The 20,773-nt window shown below is 40.5% G+C and carries 12 protein-coding genes; 5 read left to right on the top strand and 7 right to left on the bottom strand.

Annotation, left to right across the window (positions count from 1 at the left end):
* Both WSC_RS25205 and WSC_RS0101995 read left to right on the top strand, forming a co-directional pair.
* Positions 1-183 (top strand): hypothetical protein (locus WSC_RS25205; protein WP_237716271.1); only part of this gene is annotated, 183 nt, incomplete at its 5' end.
* The gene (locus WSC_RS0101995) at positions 165-848 is read left to right on the top strand and encodes a hypothetical protein (RefSeq protein ID WP_016954238.1); all 684 of its coding nucleotides are present in this window, start codon (positions 165-167) and stop codon (positions 846-848) included. The genes WSC_RS25205 and WSC_RS0101995, both read left to right, overlap by 19 nt.
* Before the next feature lie 167 nt (positions 849-1,015).
* On the opposite strand, the gene WSC_RS21580 is transcribed toward WSC_RS0101995, so the two are convergent.
* Positions 1,016-4,030 (bottom strand): glycoside hydrolase family 2 protein, encoded by a 3,015-nt coding sequence (locus tag WSC_RS21580; protein ID WP_016954237.1) that lies wholly within the window; start codon positions 4,028-4,030, stop codon positions 1,016-1,018.
* 723 nt (positions 4,031-4,753) lie between these two features.
* On the opposite strand from WSC_RS21580, the gene WSC_RS0101975 reads away from it, so the two are divergent.
* On the top strand, positions 4,754-6,991 hold the full coding sequence (locus tag WSC_RS0101975) for an Ig-like domain-containing protein (RefSeq protein WP_016954234.1): 2,238 nt from the start codon (positions 4,754-4,756) through the stop codon (positions 6,989-6,991).
* A 109-nt stretch (positions 6,992-7,100) separates the two neighbouring features.
* On the top strand, positions 7,101-9,908 hold the full coding sequence (locus tag WSC_RS0101970; RefSeq protein ID WP_016954233.1) for an alpha-L-rhamnosidase: 2,808 nt from the start codon (positions 7,101-7,103) through the stop codon (positions 9,906-9,908).
* Positions 9,909-10,061: 153 nt separating this feature from the next.
* Here WSC_RS0101970 and WSC_RS0101965 read toward each other — a convergent pair whose 3' ends face one another.
* The 6 genes from WSC_RS0101965 to WSC_RS0101940 form a co-directional block, all read right to left on the bottom strand.
* Complete coding sequence (locus WSC_RS0101965; protein ID WP_016954232.1) at positions 10,062-13,145, bottom strand: TonB-dependent receptor; 3,084 nt, start codon at positions 13,143-13,145, stop codon at positions 10,062-10,064.
* Between the two features lie 289 nt (positions 13,146-13,434).
* Positions 13,435-15,069 (bottom strand): LamG-like jellyroll fold domain-containing protein, encoded by a 1,635-nt coding sequence (locus WSC_RS0101960; protein ID WP_016954231.1) that lies wholly within the window; start codon positions 15,067-15,069, stop codon positions 13,435-13,437.
* Complete coding sequence (locus WSC_RS0101955; protein WP_016954230.1) at positions 15,066-15,593, bottom strand: sigma-70 family RNA polymerase sigma factor; 528 nt, start codon at positions 15,591-15,593, stop codon at positions 15,066-15,068. The genes WSC_RS0101960 and WSC_RS0101955 overlap by 4 nt, the downstream gene beginning before the upstream one ends.
* 129 nt (positions 15,594-15,722) lie before the next feature.
* Complete coding sequence (locus WSC_RS0101950; protein ID WP_016954229.1) at positions 15,723-17,135, bottom strand: cellulase family glycosylhydrolase; 1,413 nt, start codon at positions 17,133-17,135, stop codon at positions 15,723-15,725.
* Between the two features lie 148 nt (positions 17,136-17,283).
* A complete protein-coding gene (locus WSC_RS0101945) occupies positions 17,284-18,900 on the bottom strand; it encodes a LamG-like jellyroll fold domain-containing protein (RefSeq protein ID WP_016954228.1) in 1,617 nt (538 codons plus the stop codon).
* Positions 18,897-19,478, bottom strand: coding sequence for a sigma-70 family RNA polymerase sigma factor (locus WSC_RS0101940; RefSeq protein WP_016954227.1), 582 nt, complete (start codon positions 19,476-19,478; stop codon positions 18,897-18,899). Before WSC_RS0101940 ends, WSC_RS0101945 begins: the two co-directional genes overlap by 4 nt.
* A gap of 175 nt (positions 19,479-19,653) precedes the next feature.
* On the opposite strand from WSC_RS0101940, the gene WSC_RS0101935 reads away from it, so the two are divergent.
* Positions 19,654-20,773, top strand: a 1,120-nt coding sequence (locus WSC_RS0101935; protein ID WP_016954226.1) for an alpha-L-rhamnosidase N-terminal domain-containing protein, incomplete at its 3' end; no start/stop codon positions are given.

The following is a 20,773-nucleotide window of genomic DNA, read 5'->3' as shown; positions in this document are numbered from 1 at the left end:
TTTTGGCTTTTATTCCCAGCCGTAGTTGTCTGCTCTGCATTGTTATCAGCGCATGCGCCAAGCAACAATGATTTGCTTCGGAATAAAGCGGCTCATTTCCATGTTGAAGTCGTTACGAACTTCATCTTCCAACATCAATTTTTCACACTGTGCAGCTACCACATATGTCAGCCGAATATGTAAAAAATAACACCAAAATTTCAGAGTTGCTTAGTTTACAAGAGCCGTGGCACTACCCTGTTATTATCGACAACATGATGAATATTGAACATTTAATGAAAAGTGATAATCCGACAATTCGAAAAATGGGTTTTAGTCACGCACATCAAACGTCTTTAAACCATTTTCATTTTGAAGATGACGACACCAACAAAGAACGTCCTATTGCATATCATGTATACAATTATGACAAAGGCCAGTTTGGTAACTGGCAAGGTTTAGGTAACGTGTCAGCTTGGGCGCGCGGGCAAGCTTGGGCACTATATGGTTTTGTTGCCTGTGGCACTAAACCTTATTACCTCAACGATAGACTTGTACCAAAAGACACTTCAGCCGCAGCACTTTATGCATCGGCGCTCTACCGCTGGGTAGGTTTTACCGAAAACAAACAAAAAGCGCAGCAGTATGAAGCATATGCAGATCAAATTATGGCGTCACTGACAACTGAATACCGAACAGATTTAACTAAAACAAAATCGTACCAACTAGGCTTTGTATTAAATTCAGCAACAGGTCATATGCCACGCGGCAGTGAAGTTGATACACCAATCGTCTATGGCGATTATTACTTTATTGAAGCAAATCTTCATAAGCTAAAACTATATCAGTCATTACTTCAACGCGAATAAACTAGAGCTAAATCAATATAAATTTAAAGATAACACAAAGGTTTTCGCCACAAGTTCGAGAGGAATATTGAGGGTTCAGGCAAGTAAACAATTGCTCACCAACCTGAACCCTTGAGATCAGTCTTTAGCGTTAAAGACTACTACTTAGCAGTATCACTTTTATGAAACTAGCGTTTATCTTTGTCGGCTTTTGCCAATACAACATACATTCTTGCATTGTCCGGTATATCACCATCTGCATTGCCCGCCATAATAACGCTGTCACCTGCTTTTACTTTGCGTGCAAATAACGACATAGTGTTTTCCCCTAACTTGAAGTCGTCACCTGTATCTGTATAGTCGGCCAAAAATGCTGGACGTGGCACCAGATCATCATGACCAACCCAAACTGTCATATCTTCACCAGCAATAAATTGCAATTGGTCACGCGCCCAATAAGCCTTATCAGCATTTGGTAAACGAATATACTCAGCGCCATTTAGGTAAGAAGGAATCACCGTATAGTTAACCTCTTGGTCTATATAAGGCTTTTTACCCCAAAATGCGTTGGTACGTAATACTGCTTTTTGCAACCCTGTATAACTAAAGTTGGTGAATAGAGCACTTTTTGCTTCGCTATTAATCGGCAAGGGTGGCTGTGGTGGCATGTATAATGGTTTAGGATCTAACCGCAAATCCTGAGCATAAGTTTGTGGTAACTTGGTGGTTAAACCGTTTTCAATGTTAATTGGTTTTGACGCCACAGTAACACTCACATCCGCAAAACCTTCACGACTAGCAGTAATAGTTACCTTACCGGCTTGTAAGGTCGAACGGATCGCTACACGGTTGATACCTGATTCGGTTTCAAGATACAAGTTATTGGTACTTTTTTCTTTACCACTGTTATAACCTCCACGCCATACAGCTGGTCCTTCAACTTTAAAAGTGACCATGCTTTGGTCAAGTGGATGACGACGACCTAGTGCATCTACAGCTTCAAAATCAACTAACAAATAATCAGCACCATTGGCCAACCAACCGTCTGGTCCAGTAATTGGTGTCAGTTTAAGCGCAACTGGTTGGCCAATTGTTTGTTTAACTTGGCTTGCCGTTAATTTACCATCAACATAGGTTTCGGCTTTAATCGAACCCGCGGCAAACTTAACTTGCGGAAATTTAAAGGTAAAACCATTTTCTGGTTTGTCGTTGCTACCTATAAGCTTGTCGTTAACATACAGCTTAACTTCTTGACCATTGGCAACAACATACATGTCTTTAACTGTACCGGGCTCATAGTTCCAGTGGCCAACTATGTGTGCTTGCGGCTCAGGACGCCACATAGCTTTGGTGGTATAAAAGGCTTCTTTTGGTAGACGAACTGCATCTACCTCACCACTGGCGCGCGTATTTTCCGTTGGGTTACGACCACCGTGTGGACCATCGGAGAAAATCCAGTTAGCACCACCACTATGGTATGGCTTTTTACCCATTTTTTGCCACCAGTGTTCAACTTGGCGCACCGCAAACGACTCTGAAGCAAATTTGTAAACGTTGTTTTTAAATCGAGGGCTAGAATAAAAATTATTGTCTGGTGAATATTTATCCCATACACGACGAGGTCCTTCGTCACGGTTATATTCACTTTCGATTATTGGCAGATGTGCATATTCGCGTTCCCAACCTTCAGTGCCTACTTCGATAGTTACATAATCTTTTGAAGCTAGTTTCACATCGGCACGACGGTTACCCATTAAACGATTACCTTTAGGATCAAACTCAGCAATCGCGGCTAAAATGTCTTTATAGTTGGCATGCGTTTCCCCCCAGTTCCCACCTTCCCAAATAAAGATACTTGGATGATTACGGTAATAAACTAGGGTGTCTTTAAACGCAGCATAACGAATATCCCAAGTTTCGCCCGAATCTGAAGATTCACCCGCAACACCTGGCATTAAAGTAACAAAACCGTATTTATCACCCATAGCAACTTCAGCTGGCGCGCCTGCAGCGTGTCCCCAACGAATAAAGTTACCACCTGCTTCATCCATTAATCTAAAGGTATATTCACGCATCCAATCTGGCATTGCGGCACCTAAACCAGCCCATGCACCCGTTGGTTTTTGTCCCCAACCTGTTAACTTAATGTTTTCACCGTTTAACCAAAAACCAGTGTCTTTATTAAATTCAAAATCACGAATACCCAATGGCGTGTTGTAACTATCCACGACTTTGCCAGCAATTTTTACTTTAGTTACCACTGTATATAAATAAGGGTAACGAGTTGACCATAACTTAGGGTTGGCAACTTTGCCTGATACTTCAAAATTAATCATGGCACCAGCAGCAAGGTTAGAAGTTGTTGATAATGTTTCAACAACTTTACCGTCGTTGTCGACAATTTCTGCCACTACCTCAACACTTTCAGCACTTTTTAGGTTGTTTTTAACTTGTGCTTGCACGCTAACATCAGCATTTTTTTCGCTAACATTTTCAGTGTAAACATACGTACCAAGCGTTTTTAAGTTGTCGTATAAAGGTAAGGTAATGTGTACTGGATTCATAGTGTGTAAATAAACGTTACGGTAGATACCACCATGCGTAGGATGCCAATGTTCGTGGTTCCACACTAATGGGAAGTTATCGCGAAAGTGCTCACCACGTTCATTATTTACTTTAACGGCTAAGACGTTGTTTGCTCCATCTTTATTTAAATAAGGCGTTAAATCGTACCCAAACGGAATAAAACCAGTTTGGTTTTTACCCAAATGCACACCGTTTAAGTACACATCTGCAACTTGGCGTACCGATTCAAACTCAATAAATACTTTTTTGTTGTGTTGATCAGCAGGCAATTTAAAGTGCTTACGGTACCAAACTGTGCCACGCCATTGATTGATTTCCCCTTTGTGTTTACCAACACTGTATTCGTCAAATGTGTCGATATCATTGAAGGTATGTGGAGTGTTAACTGATTGCCATTGGCTGTCATCAAAGTCGACTTTATGTGCATCAATAGGATTGGCTTTAATAAATTTCCAATCGGGGTTAAAACTGTATTTAACCCTATCTCCAGTTTGTGCTTGATTTTGGCTTTTATTACCAGCCGTAGTTGTCTGCTCTGCATTGTTATCAGCGCATGCGCCAAGCAACAATGCCGAACAAGCCAACGTAGCTTGTAACAGCTTTTTAGTTATGATCATGTAGATAAAACTCCATAGTGAAAACGAAAATAGCATTTAAATAAATCTTACGATTCGTACCTGTTAAAGGTGTTTCATTGCTATTTATTACTACCCTAGGGCTGGAATTTATTTCACATTTTTTATTGCACCTGGCTTGTTTAGTATTGAGGGTATCAATTTATGGCGAGCAGAACACAAAGTAGTACTGCAAATCCGCGTAATGATAGATAACTTACAAACTGGCGCACAAAACGCAGTGGCCGCTATGAAGTCAACGCTGTTATTGCCATCGCCGCGCAACAGCAAACGAGTGTGACTGAAGATCTAAATCAAAACATACACGGTTTTTGAATCAACGACAAATACCGAAAATCAGATTAAAAATGTCGAAACCATCGGTAAAAACCTAAAACGAAATATTGCAGCGTTAAATAGAGAAATGAGCAATTTTACTGTTTAATTTAAACGATTCGTAGAGCGGTACCAACCCCACTTTGTTAGCTTATTGATACAACCTTGTTGCATAAAAACAACAAATATTGCTGCAATGGGTAGCAATTTCATAAGTTTTTGCGCCTTTACTAATGCTGCGCGGTTAAAAGGCAAACAATATTGTTAGCCACTTAACACGTCTGCACTTGATTGTTCTAACACTGTCATGAGGTATTTAATAACACACCTCTTTGATGTACCAGAACAGTCTTGTAATCACTAACATACAGCATTAATAAAGGATAACTTATGAAAAAAACTAAAATAGTAGCTATTACAGCACTCAGTGCTTTAGTTACTACTCAAGTGGCGGCATATCCGTTTGACCTGCCATCAAGCATAGAAGTCACCGTCAATATCGACTCGTCAAAACAAGAAAAATTTAACAACAAGTTACTGGGCACCAACATTTTTGGTTTTACCACCACGACGGAAAAAGAATTGATCCACAGAAATGATCCTAGCACCATTCGCTTTCCACATGGACTGTGGGCAAATTGGTACGACTGGCAAACCGATGGCACACGAGTATTTGGTACGGACTCATTCCAATACAATCACGATAGTGGTCTAAGGTCGACCACCCTAAGTCACCTAGCACAAATTCAAACCTTTGAAAGTGTCGGTACCAAGGTTGGTATCGATGGTTTAACCGACCTCAACAGCGAAAAAAAATCATCTGAAGGCCAAGGTTTCGATATGTTGTGGACCTTCAATATGAGTGCTGATGGCGAAGCAGGAGGCAATGTTTCTAACGATGGTAGCCCAGTGTCGATGGCGCGCTATCACGATTTAGTGAGCCGAGGGTTTCAAGTCAATGCCATTGAGATGGGTAACGAAAACTTTTACCCAGGTCAGCGCAGTTCAATTATTCCCAATGTTGAAGACTACATTGCACGCGCTAAATCTATGTCTGCAGCACTGAAAGCTGCCGATCAAACCATTAAAGTATCCGTGCCTATGTTGCGCCGTGAAAATTCAGCCAATAGCAACTGGAATGCTGATTTAGCCGCCGATCTAAGTTATTTCGATGCAGTTACTGTGCATACCTATGTAGGGAGCGATCCTGACGATGCCTCTAATAGTGATGATGCTTATGGTACTTCGTTAACTGCCAGGCATCACATGGCAAAATCTATAGATGATTACGCAGGACAAGTCGCGCCCAACAAACCGATTTGGTTATCGGAATGGGGGGTTAAATCAGGTGATGCTAACGCTGTTTCTGCTTTGGGTATGGCTGATGTGTATCTATTTATGAGCGAAAACCAGCATAGATATGAACGCGCCAACTGGTTCAGCGTAAATGGTCAATTAAATTCATTTTATGTGTGGGAAACGTACATCTCACCAAGCGGTGCTGAACGCCCACGCATCAAGTACCCACTGGAAAAAACGGCCTTTGGTCAAGCTTATGAAATCATTCGCTCGGCACTAGAAAATAGCACCATGATCAGCAGCACCATTGACAGTCCAAAGCTCATTAATGATGTTGACGCTGTTAGTGCCCGCGCCGTGGTTAAAAACGGTAAAACGTATTTATTTGTGGTTAATAAAACCAACAAATCAGTGCCATTTAAGGCGAAGATTGATGGCAGCCAATACTATGGCAGCTTCAAACACCAAGCTTTATCGTTCAATTGGATGGGGCATGCTCCAGAGATCCCTGTAGATACCAGTTCATTATCTTTAGTTAAAGACGGTTCAGGCGCGATCAACTTACCGCAGCTTTCATTAAATATTATTGAATTACGTAGCGCAGGGCTTGAAGATGAATTATTCACTGTTGAAGTTACCGCTCCAACACAAGGTAGCCAGTTTAATTTAGGCCAAACAATCACGTTAAAAGCGGACGCTTTTAGTTCTGATGACGATATTCAGAAAGTGAACTTCCAAGTTAACGGTAGCTTTTTGAAAACTGACACCACGGCACCTTATCAACACAGCTGGACGCCTACTACCGCTGGTGATTACACCATTGACGCGATTGCGATAAAAACCAACGGTACAAAAATCTACTCTACGGTGCAGCATATTGGCGTTAATAAAGTGCCTGTTTATGTTCACCTAACTAAAGCAAATAGTTCTGATTTTGCGCTGGATGCCGGTACGGGCGCATCGGCTGGTCAAAACGTCAAATTGTGGAACAAAGCCGTTGGCAACATCAATCAGCAATTTGAAGAAGATAATATTGGCAGCAACTACTATCGTTATAAAAAACGCGGCACTAGCTTTTGTTTAGATGCTGGCAGTGGCGGCGCTAACGGTCAAACGCTCAAATTGGAGTCGTGTAGTTGGTCGAATCAAAACCAGCATTTCCAAAAAGTTAGTTTCGGTGGCAATAAACATCAACTCATCAAGCGCAATTCAACAGGTTACGCCGTTGATGGCGGCAATGGTGGCAGTAATGGTCAAGATATTAAGTTATGGGAGAAAAGAGACTTTTCTACCAGCAACCAAGTTTGGATATTTACCAGCGTTGATTAAAAGATTAAACCCCAATTAACCATAGTGAAAATAGCCAGTTTGCAGCTGGCTATTTTTTAATTTTACTCCCCAACATTTCAACTTAAAATTAATTATGCTGGATCATCTGATGTTCATTCGTACTACAAAATTAACAACAAAGTGTTTGCGTGTTATCGCAACATATATAGCACTCTTACTGCTGAGCGCATGCAGTGGTAATACACCCAAAGAAACGCCATTAACTATTACTGGATTGCTTACGGCTCCAACAGCCCTTAAAGTAGGTGAAGGTTTTGTTGAGCCGCTTGGCTATTACGAGAAGTCACCACGCTTTTCATGGCAGTTAGCTGATACCTTTAAGGGTAAAAATCAAAGCGCGTATCAAGTGCAAGTGGTTACGGACAAATCGTTATTTAACCTTAATGCTGACTTGTGGGACAGTGGCAAAATTCACTCTCAAGAAACATCTTGGATTAAATATCAGGGTAAAACCTTAAACTCCCGCCAAATAGTCTACTGGCGCGTGCGCGCTTGGAATGAACAAGATCAAGTGTCGACTTGGAGCCAAACACAATCGATTGAATTGGGTTTATTGTCTAATAACGCTTGGCAAGCAAAATGGATAGGCCATCCAGACACAGAGCTCCATCAGTCACCAACTCAATCAGCACTGGCTGCATCACAATACCTACGTAAATCATTCACCCTAGCAGGTGAAGTTAAGCAAGCGAGATTGTATATTTCTGCCAAAGGCTTATTTAAACCTTTTATTAATGGCAAAACAGTATCGCAACAAGATGTGATGACCCCAGGATGGACGCCGTATCAAAAACGCATTGAATCATTAACTTATGACGTAACTCAAAGTTTAAACCAAGGCGAAAACGTCTTGGCAGCTGCAATTTCAGGCGGCTGGTATGCTGGCCGAGTGTATAAATTTACCGATAAAGAACATAGGTTACCTGCTCGATTATTAGCTCAGCTAGAAGTGACCTACACAGATGGTTCGAGAGAAGCTATTGTTTCAGACGAAAGCTGGCAGGTAAGTATGCATGGGCCAATACGTTTCAGTAGCATCTATGATGGTGAACATTACGATCAACACTTTGAAATGCCAGGTTGGACAAGCACACAATTTAATCGCATTGACGATAATTGGCAGGCTGCTAGTGCTACAGCGTTAGACAGTAATGTCGCAATTGTACCAAAGCGCCACACACCTGTTCGAAACGTACAAACCTTGCCTGTAAAAGATATTGTGAAAAATGAGCCAGGAAAAGTTATTTTTGATTTTGGCCAAAATATGGCGGGTGTACCTAAATTATCCATTCCAGCGTTAGCAGGCCAAAACATCAAAGTTCGTTTTGCCGAAGCCTTACATAAAGGTGAGTTTTACACCGACAACTATCGAAGTGCTAAATCAGAATTAACTTTCACCCCAAGTAAAACCGGCATAATTGAATACCAACCAACTTTTACCTATTTTGGCTATCGCTACATTGAAATTTCAGGTTTTGACCAAAGCAAGTCACCGAATAAAAACTGGGCAACCGCCATTGTTCAGCATTCAGACGTAAATATTCATGCAAATTTTGCGAGCTCTCATAAAAAACTAAATCAATTAACGCAAAACATTATTTGGGGCTTAAAAAGCAATTTTTATGACATCCCGCTTGATTGTCCTCAGCGTGACGAGCGTTTAGGTTGGACTGGTGATGCGCAAGTATTTGTTACGCCATCTATGTACATGGCGGATGTTTATGGTTTTTGGTCAGCCTGGTTGGAAAGTGTGCGTGAAGAGCAATCTGCTGATGGTAAGGTGCCAGTTTATATTCCTTTCGTTGATTGGATAAACTTTGCCTCCTCAGGTTGGGGTGATGCCGTTACTATTATACCGTGGGAGTTGTATATGGTATCGGGCGACAAAACGATTCTTGCTGATAACTATGCAATGATGAAAAAGTGGGTCAATTATCATCAACTGCAAAGCGAAAACTATATCTCTAAAATGAAAACTTTTGGCGACTGGTTGCAGCCCTACCCTAATAATTCAGGCGACGGTGAAAACGGCAGTCGAGGTGATACTAATTTCGAGTTAATTGGTACAGCTTATTTTGCACATTCGTTAGCGTTAACCATTAAAGCCGCTAAGGTGCTAAACAAAGATAAAGATGTTCAAGATTTAACCGAACTTCATAGCAAGGTTAAACACGCGTTTTATCATCATTTTTTTGAGCAAAACCTTAATCTCAAGTTAGAAAATGCGATACCAACTCAAACCACTTATTTGTTAGGTTTGGCATATCAATTATTTCCAGAAAATAAAAGAGCACTGGCGTTAGATAAGTTAATTGAGTTGCTAAAACAAGCTGACAATCACCTCCGCACAGGTTTTTTAGGTACACCATTATTAACTAAGGTATTACAAGAGGCTGGACGCAGCGACATTATTTACCAGTTAATCTTTAAAGAAACCTACCCGTCTTGGTTTTATTCAATCAACAATGGCGCAACAACAACTTGGGAGCGTTGGAACTCATATACTGAGAAAGATGGTTTCAACGCTATGGGAATGAACTCGTTAAATCATTACGCCTATGGCACCATTTCGCGTTGGTTTTACGAAGGTATTTTAGGCATTACCCCAGCACAACCTGGGTTTAAACACATACGTATCGAACCGCAATTAGGTAAACAGTTATCAAATGCTAAGGGTGGATATTTAACACCTCATGGTGAGGTTAATGTAGCTTGGGCTATCGAGGGGCAAGACTTCACAATGAAGGTTGTTATTCCCAAAAATACTACAGCCGATATTGTATTGCCTGATTTATCTGCTAACAGCTTAATCCTTAACGGCAAGCCTGAAGCTGCCTCGGCTATGCTCAATTTGGCGCCAGGGGAATATAGGGTGAAAGCTCGGCTAGTTTATTGATATTAGGTTAGGTCGTATTATTGATTGGCAGTTAAAGAAAAGGTCAGCAGAAAAGTTGACCTTTGATTTAGAGCTTGTTGCACATTCCCTTACAGTTATAAATGAAGCGGCGCAAAGCGCCACTTATTATGCAGATCTAAGTCTCAAACTATATTAGAAATTATAATTTAAGCTCACTTGATAGGTACGTCCCGTATAATCTACACGGTAAACCGCATCTTCATTATCACCTATGTACTCATAACGCTGTTCGTCATTTAAATTAAACGCTCGGAAGAATACCTGTAAACCTTTATTTATCTTATACGAAGACGATAAATCTAAACGACCGCCCGCTTTTTGGTTACGTTGATCTGGCCCTAAAAATTGCGATCCCCCTTCTAAAATAGAGTCGCTGCGCCAGTTATAGGATAAACGTATACTCACGCCATCATTTTCGTAATAACCAATCAAGTTATAAGAATCAGGCGCAATTTTGAACAGCGATTCCTCACCATCTGTTTCTTGTTCAATATGCGTATAGTTAAATACACCACCAAAACCATTCCAAGGGTAAGGTAAAAAGTCTAACTTCTGTTGAACTGCTAATTCATAACCGGTTAATTTAATCTTAGCGTCACTATTGAATGAACGAGTTATGATAACTGCACGTTGCACATCATCACCATTGTGATCTTGCCTGATTTGAATTTCGCGACATTGTTCTGCAGCACTACCTTCGTTGAAATAAGCTTCAATTTCACCTAGATCAGGTGAGTACAAACTTAAATCTTCACCAACTGGACAAACAGGCTTTCTATCAAATAAACCTTCAATTTCTTTGTGAAACATACCAACAGATATCGCACTACCCTCACGGTTATACCACTCAAGTGAAAGGTCGTACATATCTGCTGTATAAGGCTCAACATCACTTCGTGGTAAATCAATTCTTACCGCTGCGGAACCAGGATTACTTGAAATGGTCGGCGTTTGGAAACGTAAATTGGGTCTTACTAATGCTTCTGAGTATGCTGTTCGCAATATCACATCATCCGTTAATTCAAAGCTCACATTTATAGATGGTAATAAATGGTTATATGTTTTATTCACAGTGACTGGAACCAATTCATCAGAGTCGTCAGTTTTTATACGATTAAGTCCAACCAATTCATTGTCGGTTCCAACATATCTTACCCCCGCATTACCTGTGTAGGTAACCGCCCCTAATCCACCCTCAAACTCAGTCATAAAATAAGCAGCAGTATTAGTTTGTTTCGCGGTAAAGTTTTCTCCGTATCTTTCTAGGTGCGGTCCATCCATTTTTGCATACAGGCCACTTGGTTCAATAACAACTCCGCCCTCGACATCGACTCGAGTCGCTACTAATGCGGCCTTTACAGCTGCAGCATCGATAGATTGCCAACCATTTGAGCTATTAAACGCACCTGGATAATTACCATTAAAAAACGCGCCTTGCGTATCAGAAAATAGCGTTTTACTAAAAATATCATTATCAATCACAGAGTCAAAATCAACTCCAGCAACACCAACCCTTCTTAGATAGTTTTCTAAATTTTCATTGGCATAACGTCCACCAAATTTAATTGAAGAAACTTTAAACACATCGTCAAAACCAAAGTCGACAAAACGCTTAGCATTCAATTCAATACTGTTGGTATCACGCGTTGGGTTATCTACTGTACCATGGGCATAAAAATTGACGGCTCTGTCTTGATTAACTGTTTTATCTAAACTAGAAGAAAAAGAAGTTAGCGAGCCTGGGTTCCAAGTGCCACTATAGCTAAAACTGTCCCACCCCTGAATGTCAACTGAAGCCGCATTTAAGTCGCCCTTTGCTGTATCAATTGACGCACTGATGCCCGTTGGTTTGTTGCGCGGGTGTGGCACATCCTGATGACGAATATCAAAGGCATTCTCTTCATACAAATTTGAAGAATCAGAATAAGTAATTGTGCCATCTAACGCCCAATTGCCCTTTCGGTAATCCGCGTATAAAAATAGTCCTTTTGCTTCTTCTGTGTAGTTATTAATACGTGTAGCAGGCGTATAATTAGCATTCACAAGCTCTACAGAAGATACCCCATAAACTGGCGTGACCGAGCCATCCTCTTCTTCAATGTTAGCCATAAAAAATGGTGCAGACGTTGGGATAATTTCGTAACCGCGGCCACTGCGAGCTGGGTTTCTAGTATTGTAAGCAGAGCTTATTTGGGTATCTTCTTTAATACCATCGTCCAATGCACGTTTGGTATAAAGCAGGTGTACACCTAATTTAAGCGCCTCTGATACTTTCCACTCAATATTACCCGTAAACGACAGTCTATCTCCTTTACTTGATTCAGTGTTATTTCGAGCAAGCGCTACTGCTCTGACTACAGCGTTTTCCGGCAGGTTGTGCTGTGCAACATAGGCATCATATTCTCTATAGTTACCTTCTTGAGCACCACCGTTTAGCGCTTTAAATTGAGACAAAGGTACATAGCTTGTAAAGTTAGCAGTGTCACGACGGAAATTTTGCGTAGACCCCGCTATTTTAAATGCTACCGCCAACTCATCTTTAATCAAATGTTTTGAACCAGAAAGTTTAAATTCTTTATCCCAACTTTCTCTTAGCGCCTCATAACGTCCACCTAAACTTATGCTGAATTTACCGTCTTTTTTAGCTAAAGCGCGTTGTAATTTTTTGTCTACTACACCTGCAATGCCGCCTACTTGCATATCAGCAGTAGGACTTTTTACCACTGTAACTCCATCAAACACGCCTGCTTCAAATGCGCCAAAAGGATTTTCGTCACCTACCTCTCCGCTACTACGGCTTGGGGTTGCAAATGACTGCCCTGCAGCGGTAGTTTTAATAAAACCACCGGATAAACCACGTAAATTAATTGAAGATTGGCGGCCTTCTTCATCTCGGTTTAATTGAATACCTGGAATGGCCTGCAACGCTTCACCTAAATCAAGTGCTGGTAGTGCATCTATATCCGTTGCTGAAATCGCATCAACAATAGACACAGCTTCACGCTTGGTGTTGAGCGCTTCTTCAAGTGATGAACGAACGCCCGTCACTTGAATAATTTCTAGCTCTTGGTCATCGTTTTTTTTAGCATTAAGCGCCGCATTAACTTGCTGCGCAAGTATGCTCGGTGAGCCAACAGCGAGCAAAGCACCTGCAACACCATAAATCGCATATTTGGGGAGCTTGCTATTGTCTAAATTTCTATTTTTATTTGTCATTTTATGATCCCAATGTAACTTAATTTTTATTAACTTTTCACTTTCCAACAACGCTGAGCGGTTACCACAACACCATCTAATGGGCGGCCTGCTTTAAATTGATTGCAGGAAAGTGGCAAAGCAAGGGTTTAGCGAACTAACAACACCTTACTTTGTAATAGGTTTGTTAATGTGAAAAGCTACTACCCTAGACGTGAGATTTTTTTCGAGGAAATATTTTTTATTTGGATAGGTTGCATACCCCAATGTAAAAAAGCTGGGGTATGGGCTTAAAGAATAGCTTAGGACGCTATTTAAGTACCTTCTGAGGCAAACCTGTCAATGCATCCAGAACAAGTCTGCTTTCTGGTGGCAAGTTAATTTTAATCTGTTCAGGAAGTGCAGCTGACGTTGGTCGTAATCCGTAATAATTTTTCCCTTGCTGAACTTGCTCAATATGCTGACTTATGACAAAAGGAGGCAATGCAAAATCATAAATGGCTAATTCGTCAATCACCCCTGAAAAAGCAAATTTTTCCCATTTATCCCAAGTAGGATTGCCGCCAATCACCGCAGGTCCAGGACCGCCTGTGAGCATCTTCACTCCCGGAGCATAATGTTGAGATGCTAATAGTTGACCATTCATATAAATAGCTTTAAAACCCGTATTTACATCATAACTTGCAACTATGTGGTAGGTACTGCCATCTTTTAATTTAGCTAAAGTTGGCCTGCCATCTTTTCCATCTAGTGGCAGTTTAAGCTCGTGGTAGCCAGGACCAACAAGGTACAAACCGAAACTTAGGCTTGCACCTGGGTTAACTATCGGGCTGATATAATCTTTTTTCCAAGTATCATGTTGAAAGGACAAATGAAAACGAAATTCTCCATCGATACCACCTTTTCTAAATATTTCATCTTGTTCACCTCTTTTGCCAGTAAATTGAGGTTGAATTAATGCTTCAATGGTTATGCCGTCAGTTACTGAAAATGAGCCTGTTGCTGGGGCTGTTCCACCGCCTGAGCCAACGTCAATACGGGCGTCACGGCCATTATCAAATGAAAAAGCGCCGCTACCGACAATCCCATGCACTCTAATTGCCCCAGGCGAAGCTATGCCATGGGCATCATTTGCTGCGTTGATAACACGATCGCTGCGTCCGTCGAAAGGCCAATAATGTGTTGGGCGCCAGCGTTTCGCATATAAAACAGTGTTGTTACCACTTGTAACAATGGGTTGTTGTGCGGTTAAATCAATAGACAATGGGTCACCGTTTGAACGTAACTCAAAATTTGCACCGTGAACAGCAATGTCACTTCCTGACACAGGTTCAATTTTAAGTTCTCCTGCTTTCAAGGCAACTTCATTGTCACTGACTAATTTTACTTGAGCGCCAGATGACAAATACAATGTATCGCCACTACTTAACTCTACCCTTGCATCTTGCACTACTTGGTAATCACCGCTGTAAAGGGTATTAGCATCGATTCTGCCTTTACCAACAATAGCCAGCTTACCTTCAACAATATTTGCAGAGAAAACAGTTGGGTTTGGTTTTAGTGCCCAAATAACAACAGCAGCTACTATCACGAATAGAATGGCTGCAACAATAATAGCTAACTTAGTATAGCGCTTGGCGTTAGTTGGTTCATTTAAGCTGTACGCCATGGCTTTTTGAAAATCATCCGGATCATCAATAACCTTATCGCTATGAGGACGAATAGTCAGTTTTTCTGAGATTCGTTCATAAACCACTTCCATATTACGTTCCGAGCCAGATTTCATCGCTTCGTTGACTCGGATGTAATCAAAATAAAAGCGCTTGGCCTCCAGATTGTCTTTCAGCTGCTGTTTTAGTTGCTGAACTTGTCCTTCAGTTGCAGAGCCAGAACAAATATCATCAGCAATTTTTCTTATTTCAGAAAACTTCTCACTTCGCTTCACAATAGATCCTCTTGTTGTGCTTTTTCGTCAACGCAGTCAAATATCCTCTGTCTTATTTTATGCACCACTTTGCGAATAGCGTGAATCGACCGACCGCTATCGGATGCAATTTCATTGGCAGTGTGATTTTTTACGTAAAATTGTTCGTAAACCTGCTGTAGAGGAGTAGAAAGGCGCTGCAAACATAGCTCTAAATAATGAAGCTTTTGTTCTAGCTGAGTGGATGAAGTCTCGAGTTCTACATAACCTTCATTAATATCTACAAGGAAATCCTCGTCTAAACCTAAAGTATATTTTTTGTTGGTACGGTAAAAAGCTAAAACTCTTCGGTATGCAATGGCATTTGCCCACTTAGAGAAACTTGTACCAATTTCAAATTTGGCAAATTCTGTCCAAAGCGTTAAACAGGTTTCTTGGAAAATATCATCTGCAGCGACTTTATCTGCAACCAAAGCATGAATATAAGAATATAACCGTCCTTTATCTTCACGAAACAAATCTCCAAACTGCTTATATACAGGCACGTTCGACGAGCCTGTATTTAGCACATTGTCAGTGTTTTTTGTGGATGAAATGACTCTATTTGAAGGCAAGTTGAACCCTTTAGTGCTGACACATTGTTTTTACAAAAAGTTAACCAAAGTATAGGAAGACTAATTCTTCGCTGCAAGATCTGGCCTTTTATAAATGCCAGGTTGTACTGTGACATTCACGACCTCTTTATCAGTTGGCCATGCCAAAACAACCAGTTGTTGTCTGTCTTCGTCCCAAATAATATTGCTGGGATCCGTATTGGCTTTTGATTGGTATACCCTAAGTCCAGTTGCCATGGGGCTTTTGGTCAAAATTAAATCATCACCAATCAAGACTGAGAATCCATCTGGGTAATGACGGTCTGCAGCGACAAATATCTTGGAAATACCTTTGCTGTTATCGGTTTTAATATTTAAATCTAACGTGCGGGTTGCAAAGTGAAACATAAAGTTTTTGATGTCGCCAGCAATGTACTGAGGATAAGGGCGGGCGATAATATCGGTAATATACTTTCTCTCAACCGTACCTTGCGCCTGTTTGTCAGAAAAGATTGCCCAAGTTGATTTCCCGCCTGGCAAAAAATTTTGATAACTTCTGTTACCTAAAAACCAAGCTTTAATTGAACCCACACCCATTTGATCAAATATTTCAGCGGTGCGAATGTAAAAATCTATATAGTGCAGCTGTTCTTTCACTGACTTATCTGTGGTTAATAAGGTCGGAAATCCCCATTCGCCAATTAAAATTGGTGCTTTCAATAGCTCTGATTCTTTGTCAAACCTAGCCATAGTCGGCTCAATGTAGTCTATGTATTCTTGGTAGATATGCGGCGCAAATACTATGTTTTTACGGTTAATCTTTTGTTTGATTTCAGCATATTGATTTTTATTAATTGCCTCACCTTTGTTCATAAAAATAGTCTGAATCAAAAACAGTTTGTTATCGCTATAAGGGATCGCCTCATCAATAAGTTTTTCATATAAAGGGATCAGGTAATCACTGGTCAGTTCATCGTATGATTGAGGTAATTCTTGTTTGCGTGGCTCATTGACCAAGTCGTAGCCCAGTACCGCATTATTATCTTTAAAGGCATGCCAAATATGACGCCATGCTGCTATATAAGTTTGCTGCGCATTGTTTTTATTAAAATATAAATCTGGCCATGAAAAACCACCAGCACCATAAACTGTTAATTTAAATACGGTTTTTATTCCAGCTTCACGACCCAAACGTACAGCACGTTTTAATCTTTCTAGATATTCAGGTTGGAATTCTGAGCTGCCAAATGTACTGAGCCGACCTAATTCGAGTCTAACCACCTGCACGTTGGCTCCCATGCGAACCATACGTATGTAGTCTTCTTCGTTAAAATCAACCGGCCCTGCTGCATCATTGGTATTAACAACAAAACCTCGAGGGATCATATGACGGCCATCACTATCTCGCAGGCCGTGTTTAATATCAGCCGCATGTGACAAGCAACTGAATAATAATGGGACAATAAAGCAAATTTTGAATATTTTGTGTTTCATATAAATCTTTTTCTAAATGACTTTTTAAAAATAGGTCGTTAGTTAAGGGAAATTGATACCCCAATTAGCTTAATTGTTGAGATTTTATATTGAGCGAGTGAAGAGTAAGATTGTGGAGCTAGAGCCTAGTTAAGCAGGCTCTAGCTTATTAGTTAATCAACCTAGCTGGTAAACCAGTTGAACTATCCAACTTTAATTGTTTATTTGCTGGTAATTGTAACTGTGGTTGCTCAGGCAAAGCCTTGATATTTGGTTGGAACCCATAATAGTTTTTACCTTGCTTAACATGCTCAAAATGAGCAGATACCATTAGTGGCGGTAGCGCAAAGTCATAATAGGCAACTTCATCAATAATTCCATAATAGGCAAATTTATCCCAAAAGCGCTTAGTCGGATTATTGCCTATAGCCGCGTTTCCAGGGCCTCCGACTAACAGTTTTGATCCTGCAGGGTATTGATAAGAAGCTAACATTTTGCCATTTATATACAAAGCTTTAAGGCCAGTTTTTGCGTCATAACTTGCCACCACATGATACATATCACCATTGGTAAGCTCTGCAAGGGTGGGTCGACCATCTTTGCCGTCTAACATTAACTTTAACTCTTGGTAACCTTGACCAACTATATGCAAACCAAAACTCAAATTTTCAAGTGTATTCGTCACAGGGTGCATGAATTTTGATGCTGCAATATTATGCAAAGCAAGCGACACGCGTAATTCTCCATCAAGGTGACCCTTGCGAAAAATTTCATCCATTTCACCTTTTTCCCCGGTAAATTTAGGTGCAATAAGTGCTTCAATCGTTACACCATCCGTCGCAGAAAAAGTGCCTGTTGCAGGTGCGGAACCACCACCAGTGCCCAGCTCTATCCTAGCGTTTTGTGTATTATCAAAATAATACGCACCATCACCAACTAATCCTTTCACTTTGGTGGCAGTAAATGCAGGTACACCATGCGCGTTATTTGTTAAATTGACAGCTCGATCACTATCGCTGTCAAACGGCCAGTAATGTTGTGGCCGCCAACGCTGTGGGATAATTGTGGTATTTTTGCCACTGGTGATTTCGGGTTGATTGTTGGTCAAATTAACCGACAAATCGTCACCATTTGAATTTAATTTAAAGTTTGTACCATCTACTATTATGTTTTGACCTGAAACAGCAATAATGTTCAGTTGACCTTCAATTAATTGAATTTCACTGTGAGTAAACAGCTTTATGCGAGAACCTGCTGCCAGCTCAAAAATATCACCGTTGTTTAGTGTTAAAACAGCATCTTTTGCAACGCTGTATTCACCACCATAAAGTGTATCTGAGTCAATGCGTCCATTACTTTCAATATTGAGTTGGCCTTGGGAGATGTGGGCAGAAAAAGCTTGTTCAGTTTTGGTAAAAATAACCAGCAATATTAAGCTAACAATAATTGCCACAACTAAAATAATATTCTTCCATTTAGGTATATCCGCTACATTTACCCCTGCGCCTTGTTCAATGATAGTGGCACCATCTGGCGCTGACTCCCCTTGTGGGCGAATAATTACTTCTTCTGTTTCTCTGATGCGCCTATAGACAATTTCCATATTGCGATCAGCTGCCGATTTTAAGCCGTTGTGAACTCTGAGGTAGTCAAAATAAAACAGCTTGGCTTCAGGATCGTCTTTGAGCTTTTTTTCTAGCTGCTGTAATTGTTCTGTTGTTGCTGTATTTGAGCAAACTTCATCGGCTATTTCACGAATATCGGCAAATTTTTCGCTTCGTTTCACGAGTCCCCCTCTTGCTCTTTTTCATCAACACAATCGAAAATCTTCTGGCGCATTTTATGTACGGCTTTTCTTATCGCGAAAACCGAACGCCCTGTATCATCAGCTACTTCTTGTGCTGTCTTGCTTTCAATATAAAAGCTATTAAAAATCTTTTTCATAGGGTCTGACAACAAAGCCCTGCAATGTTCTAAATAACCTAATTTAGCTTCTTGAACCACAATATTAGCTTCTGAATCTGCGAGTGTTTTTTCAAAATCAACTAAAAAATCATCACTTAGCCCTAACGTGTATTTTTTGTGCTGACGCCGAAATGATAGAACTCGATTAAAGCCAATTCCATTAGCCCACTTAGTAAAATTAGTGCCCTGTTCAAACTTATGAAAGTCTTTCCAAAGTGCTAAACAAGTTTCTTGAAAAATATCGTCTGCGGCTGCTGAGTTATTTACGAAGGCATAGATATAGGTGTATAGGCGATCTTTATCTGCTTCAAACAACTCTGCAAACGCCTCTGAATTAAATAGTTTAGCGGAAGCTAAATCAGTATTTGTACGTGGAGTGGAAGGTCTATCTTCAGGCACCTTTCAACCTTAAATAATCGAACATTTCTATTCGACAAACTATACAACAATCTAACATGCTTGATAACAACTGAATGGAATTAATCTAGAGTGATTATTTGAAATTCAATGGGTATTAATTTTTCTAACACGTGCATTTTCCTAGTAAGTAGATTAATTAGAGCTAGGAAGAACAATGAAAAATTCTAAACTCATGGCAAAAATATGCAGCTGTTTGCTGCTATTTTTGTCATTTCCATCCCTTGCCGTTGAATGGTCAGCCGAATGGATTTGGCCTCAAGGTAAATTTACCGATCCAAATACATGGGCTGCTTTTCGCAAACAAGTTAACTTAACCGAAACCAGTGCCAACAGCATGGCTTATATCAGTGCCGACACTAAATATTGGCTGTGGATCAACGGTGAGTTGGTGGTATTTGAAGGCAGCTATACTGGCGGTCCAAGCCCTGTAAAACCGTCACCAAGGGTTGATTTTTATCCCATTGCGTCGAATAAATATTACGACCAAGTTGATATCAGCAAATACCTTAAAAAAGGTAAAAATACCATAGCAGCTTTGGCTTGGTATTATGGTGACAATGGCCAAAAAGGTACTTATATTTCATCCAATACAGGCGGTTTTATCTTTCAAGCACAAGTTGGCGACAGCACAATAGTATCGGACGATAGCTGGAAAGCGATTGACCACCCTGCTTATGATAAAAAAGTGCTTAAGAAAAATCCTTACCGAGTTGCTGCTTGGAGCGTAAAGTACGACGCACGCAAAGATATGCAAGATTGGAGTGACCAAGCTTGGAACCAGCCAGGTTTTGACGACTCAAAATGGCAAAATGCTCGGTCAAAAAAACAACCTGGCCGCGAACCATTTTTCGAACTCTACCCAAGTGAAATACCAATTCTTACCAACTATGGTTTAACCAACTGTGAAAATTTTCCTGAACGCAAATTTCCCTTTATTGCGGATGGAAAAACCATTCAATGTAAACTCGATTTTAATAAAAACTTCACTCCATATTTTGATATTGAGGCCAAAGCGGGTTTAGACATACACATCAAGTCAAATATGCGTTTAAACTCCATTGAAACTTTCTACACCACCAAAGCGGGCCGCCAGCAGTTTGAATCATACTCTTGGTTAAACGGTCGCATCATCGAATACACAATTCCAAAAGGCGTTAAAGTACATGGCTTAAAATACCGTTGGACAGGTGTCGGATCAATACCTGGGCATTTTGAAACAGACGATGCTTGGTATAGCCGCATTTGGCAAATGGCCGAAAATACCTTATACATTT

Origin of the sequence: Catenovulum agarivorans YM01 (assembly GCF_000281085.1) — a bacterium.
Taxonomy (GTDB): Bacteria; Pseudomonadota; Gammaproteobacteria; order Enterobacterales; family Alteromonadaceae; genus Catenovulum; species Catenovulum agarivorans.
This window is presented reverse-complemented; position numbering and strand designations above follow the sequence as displayed.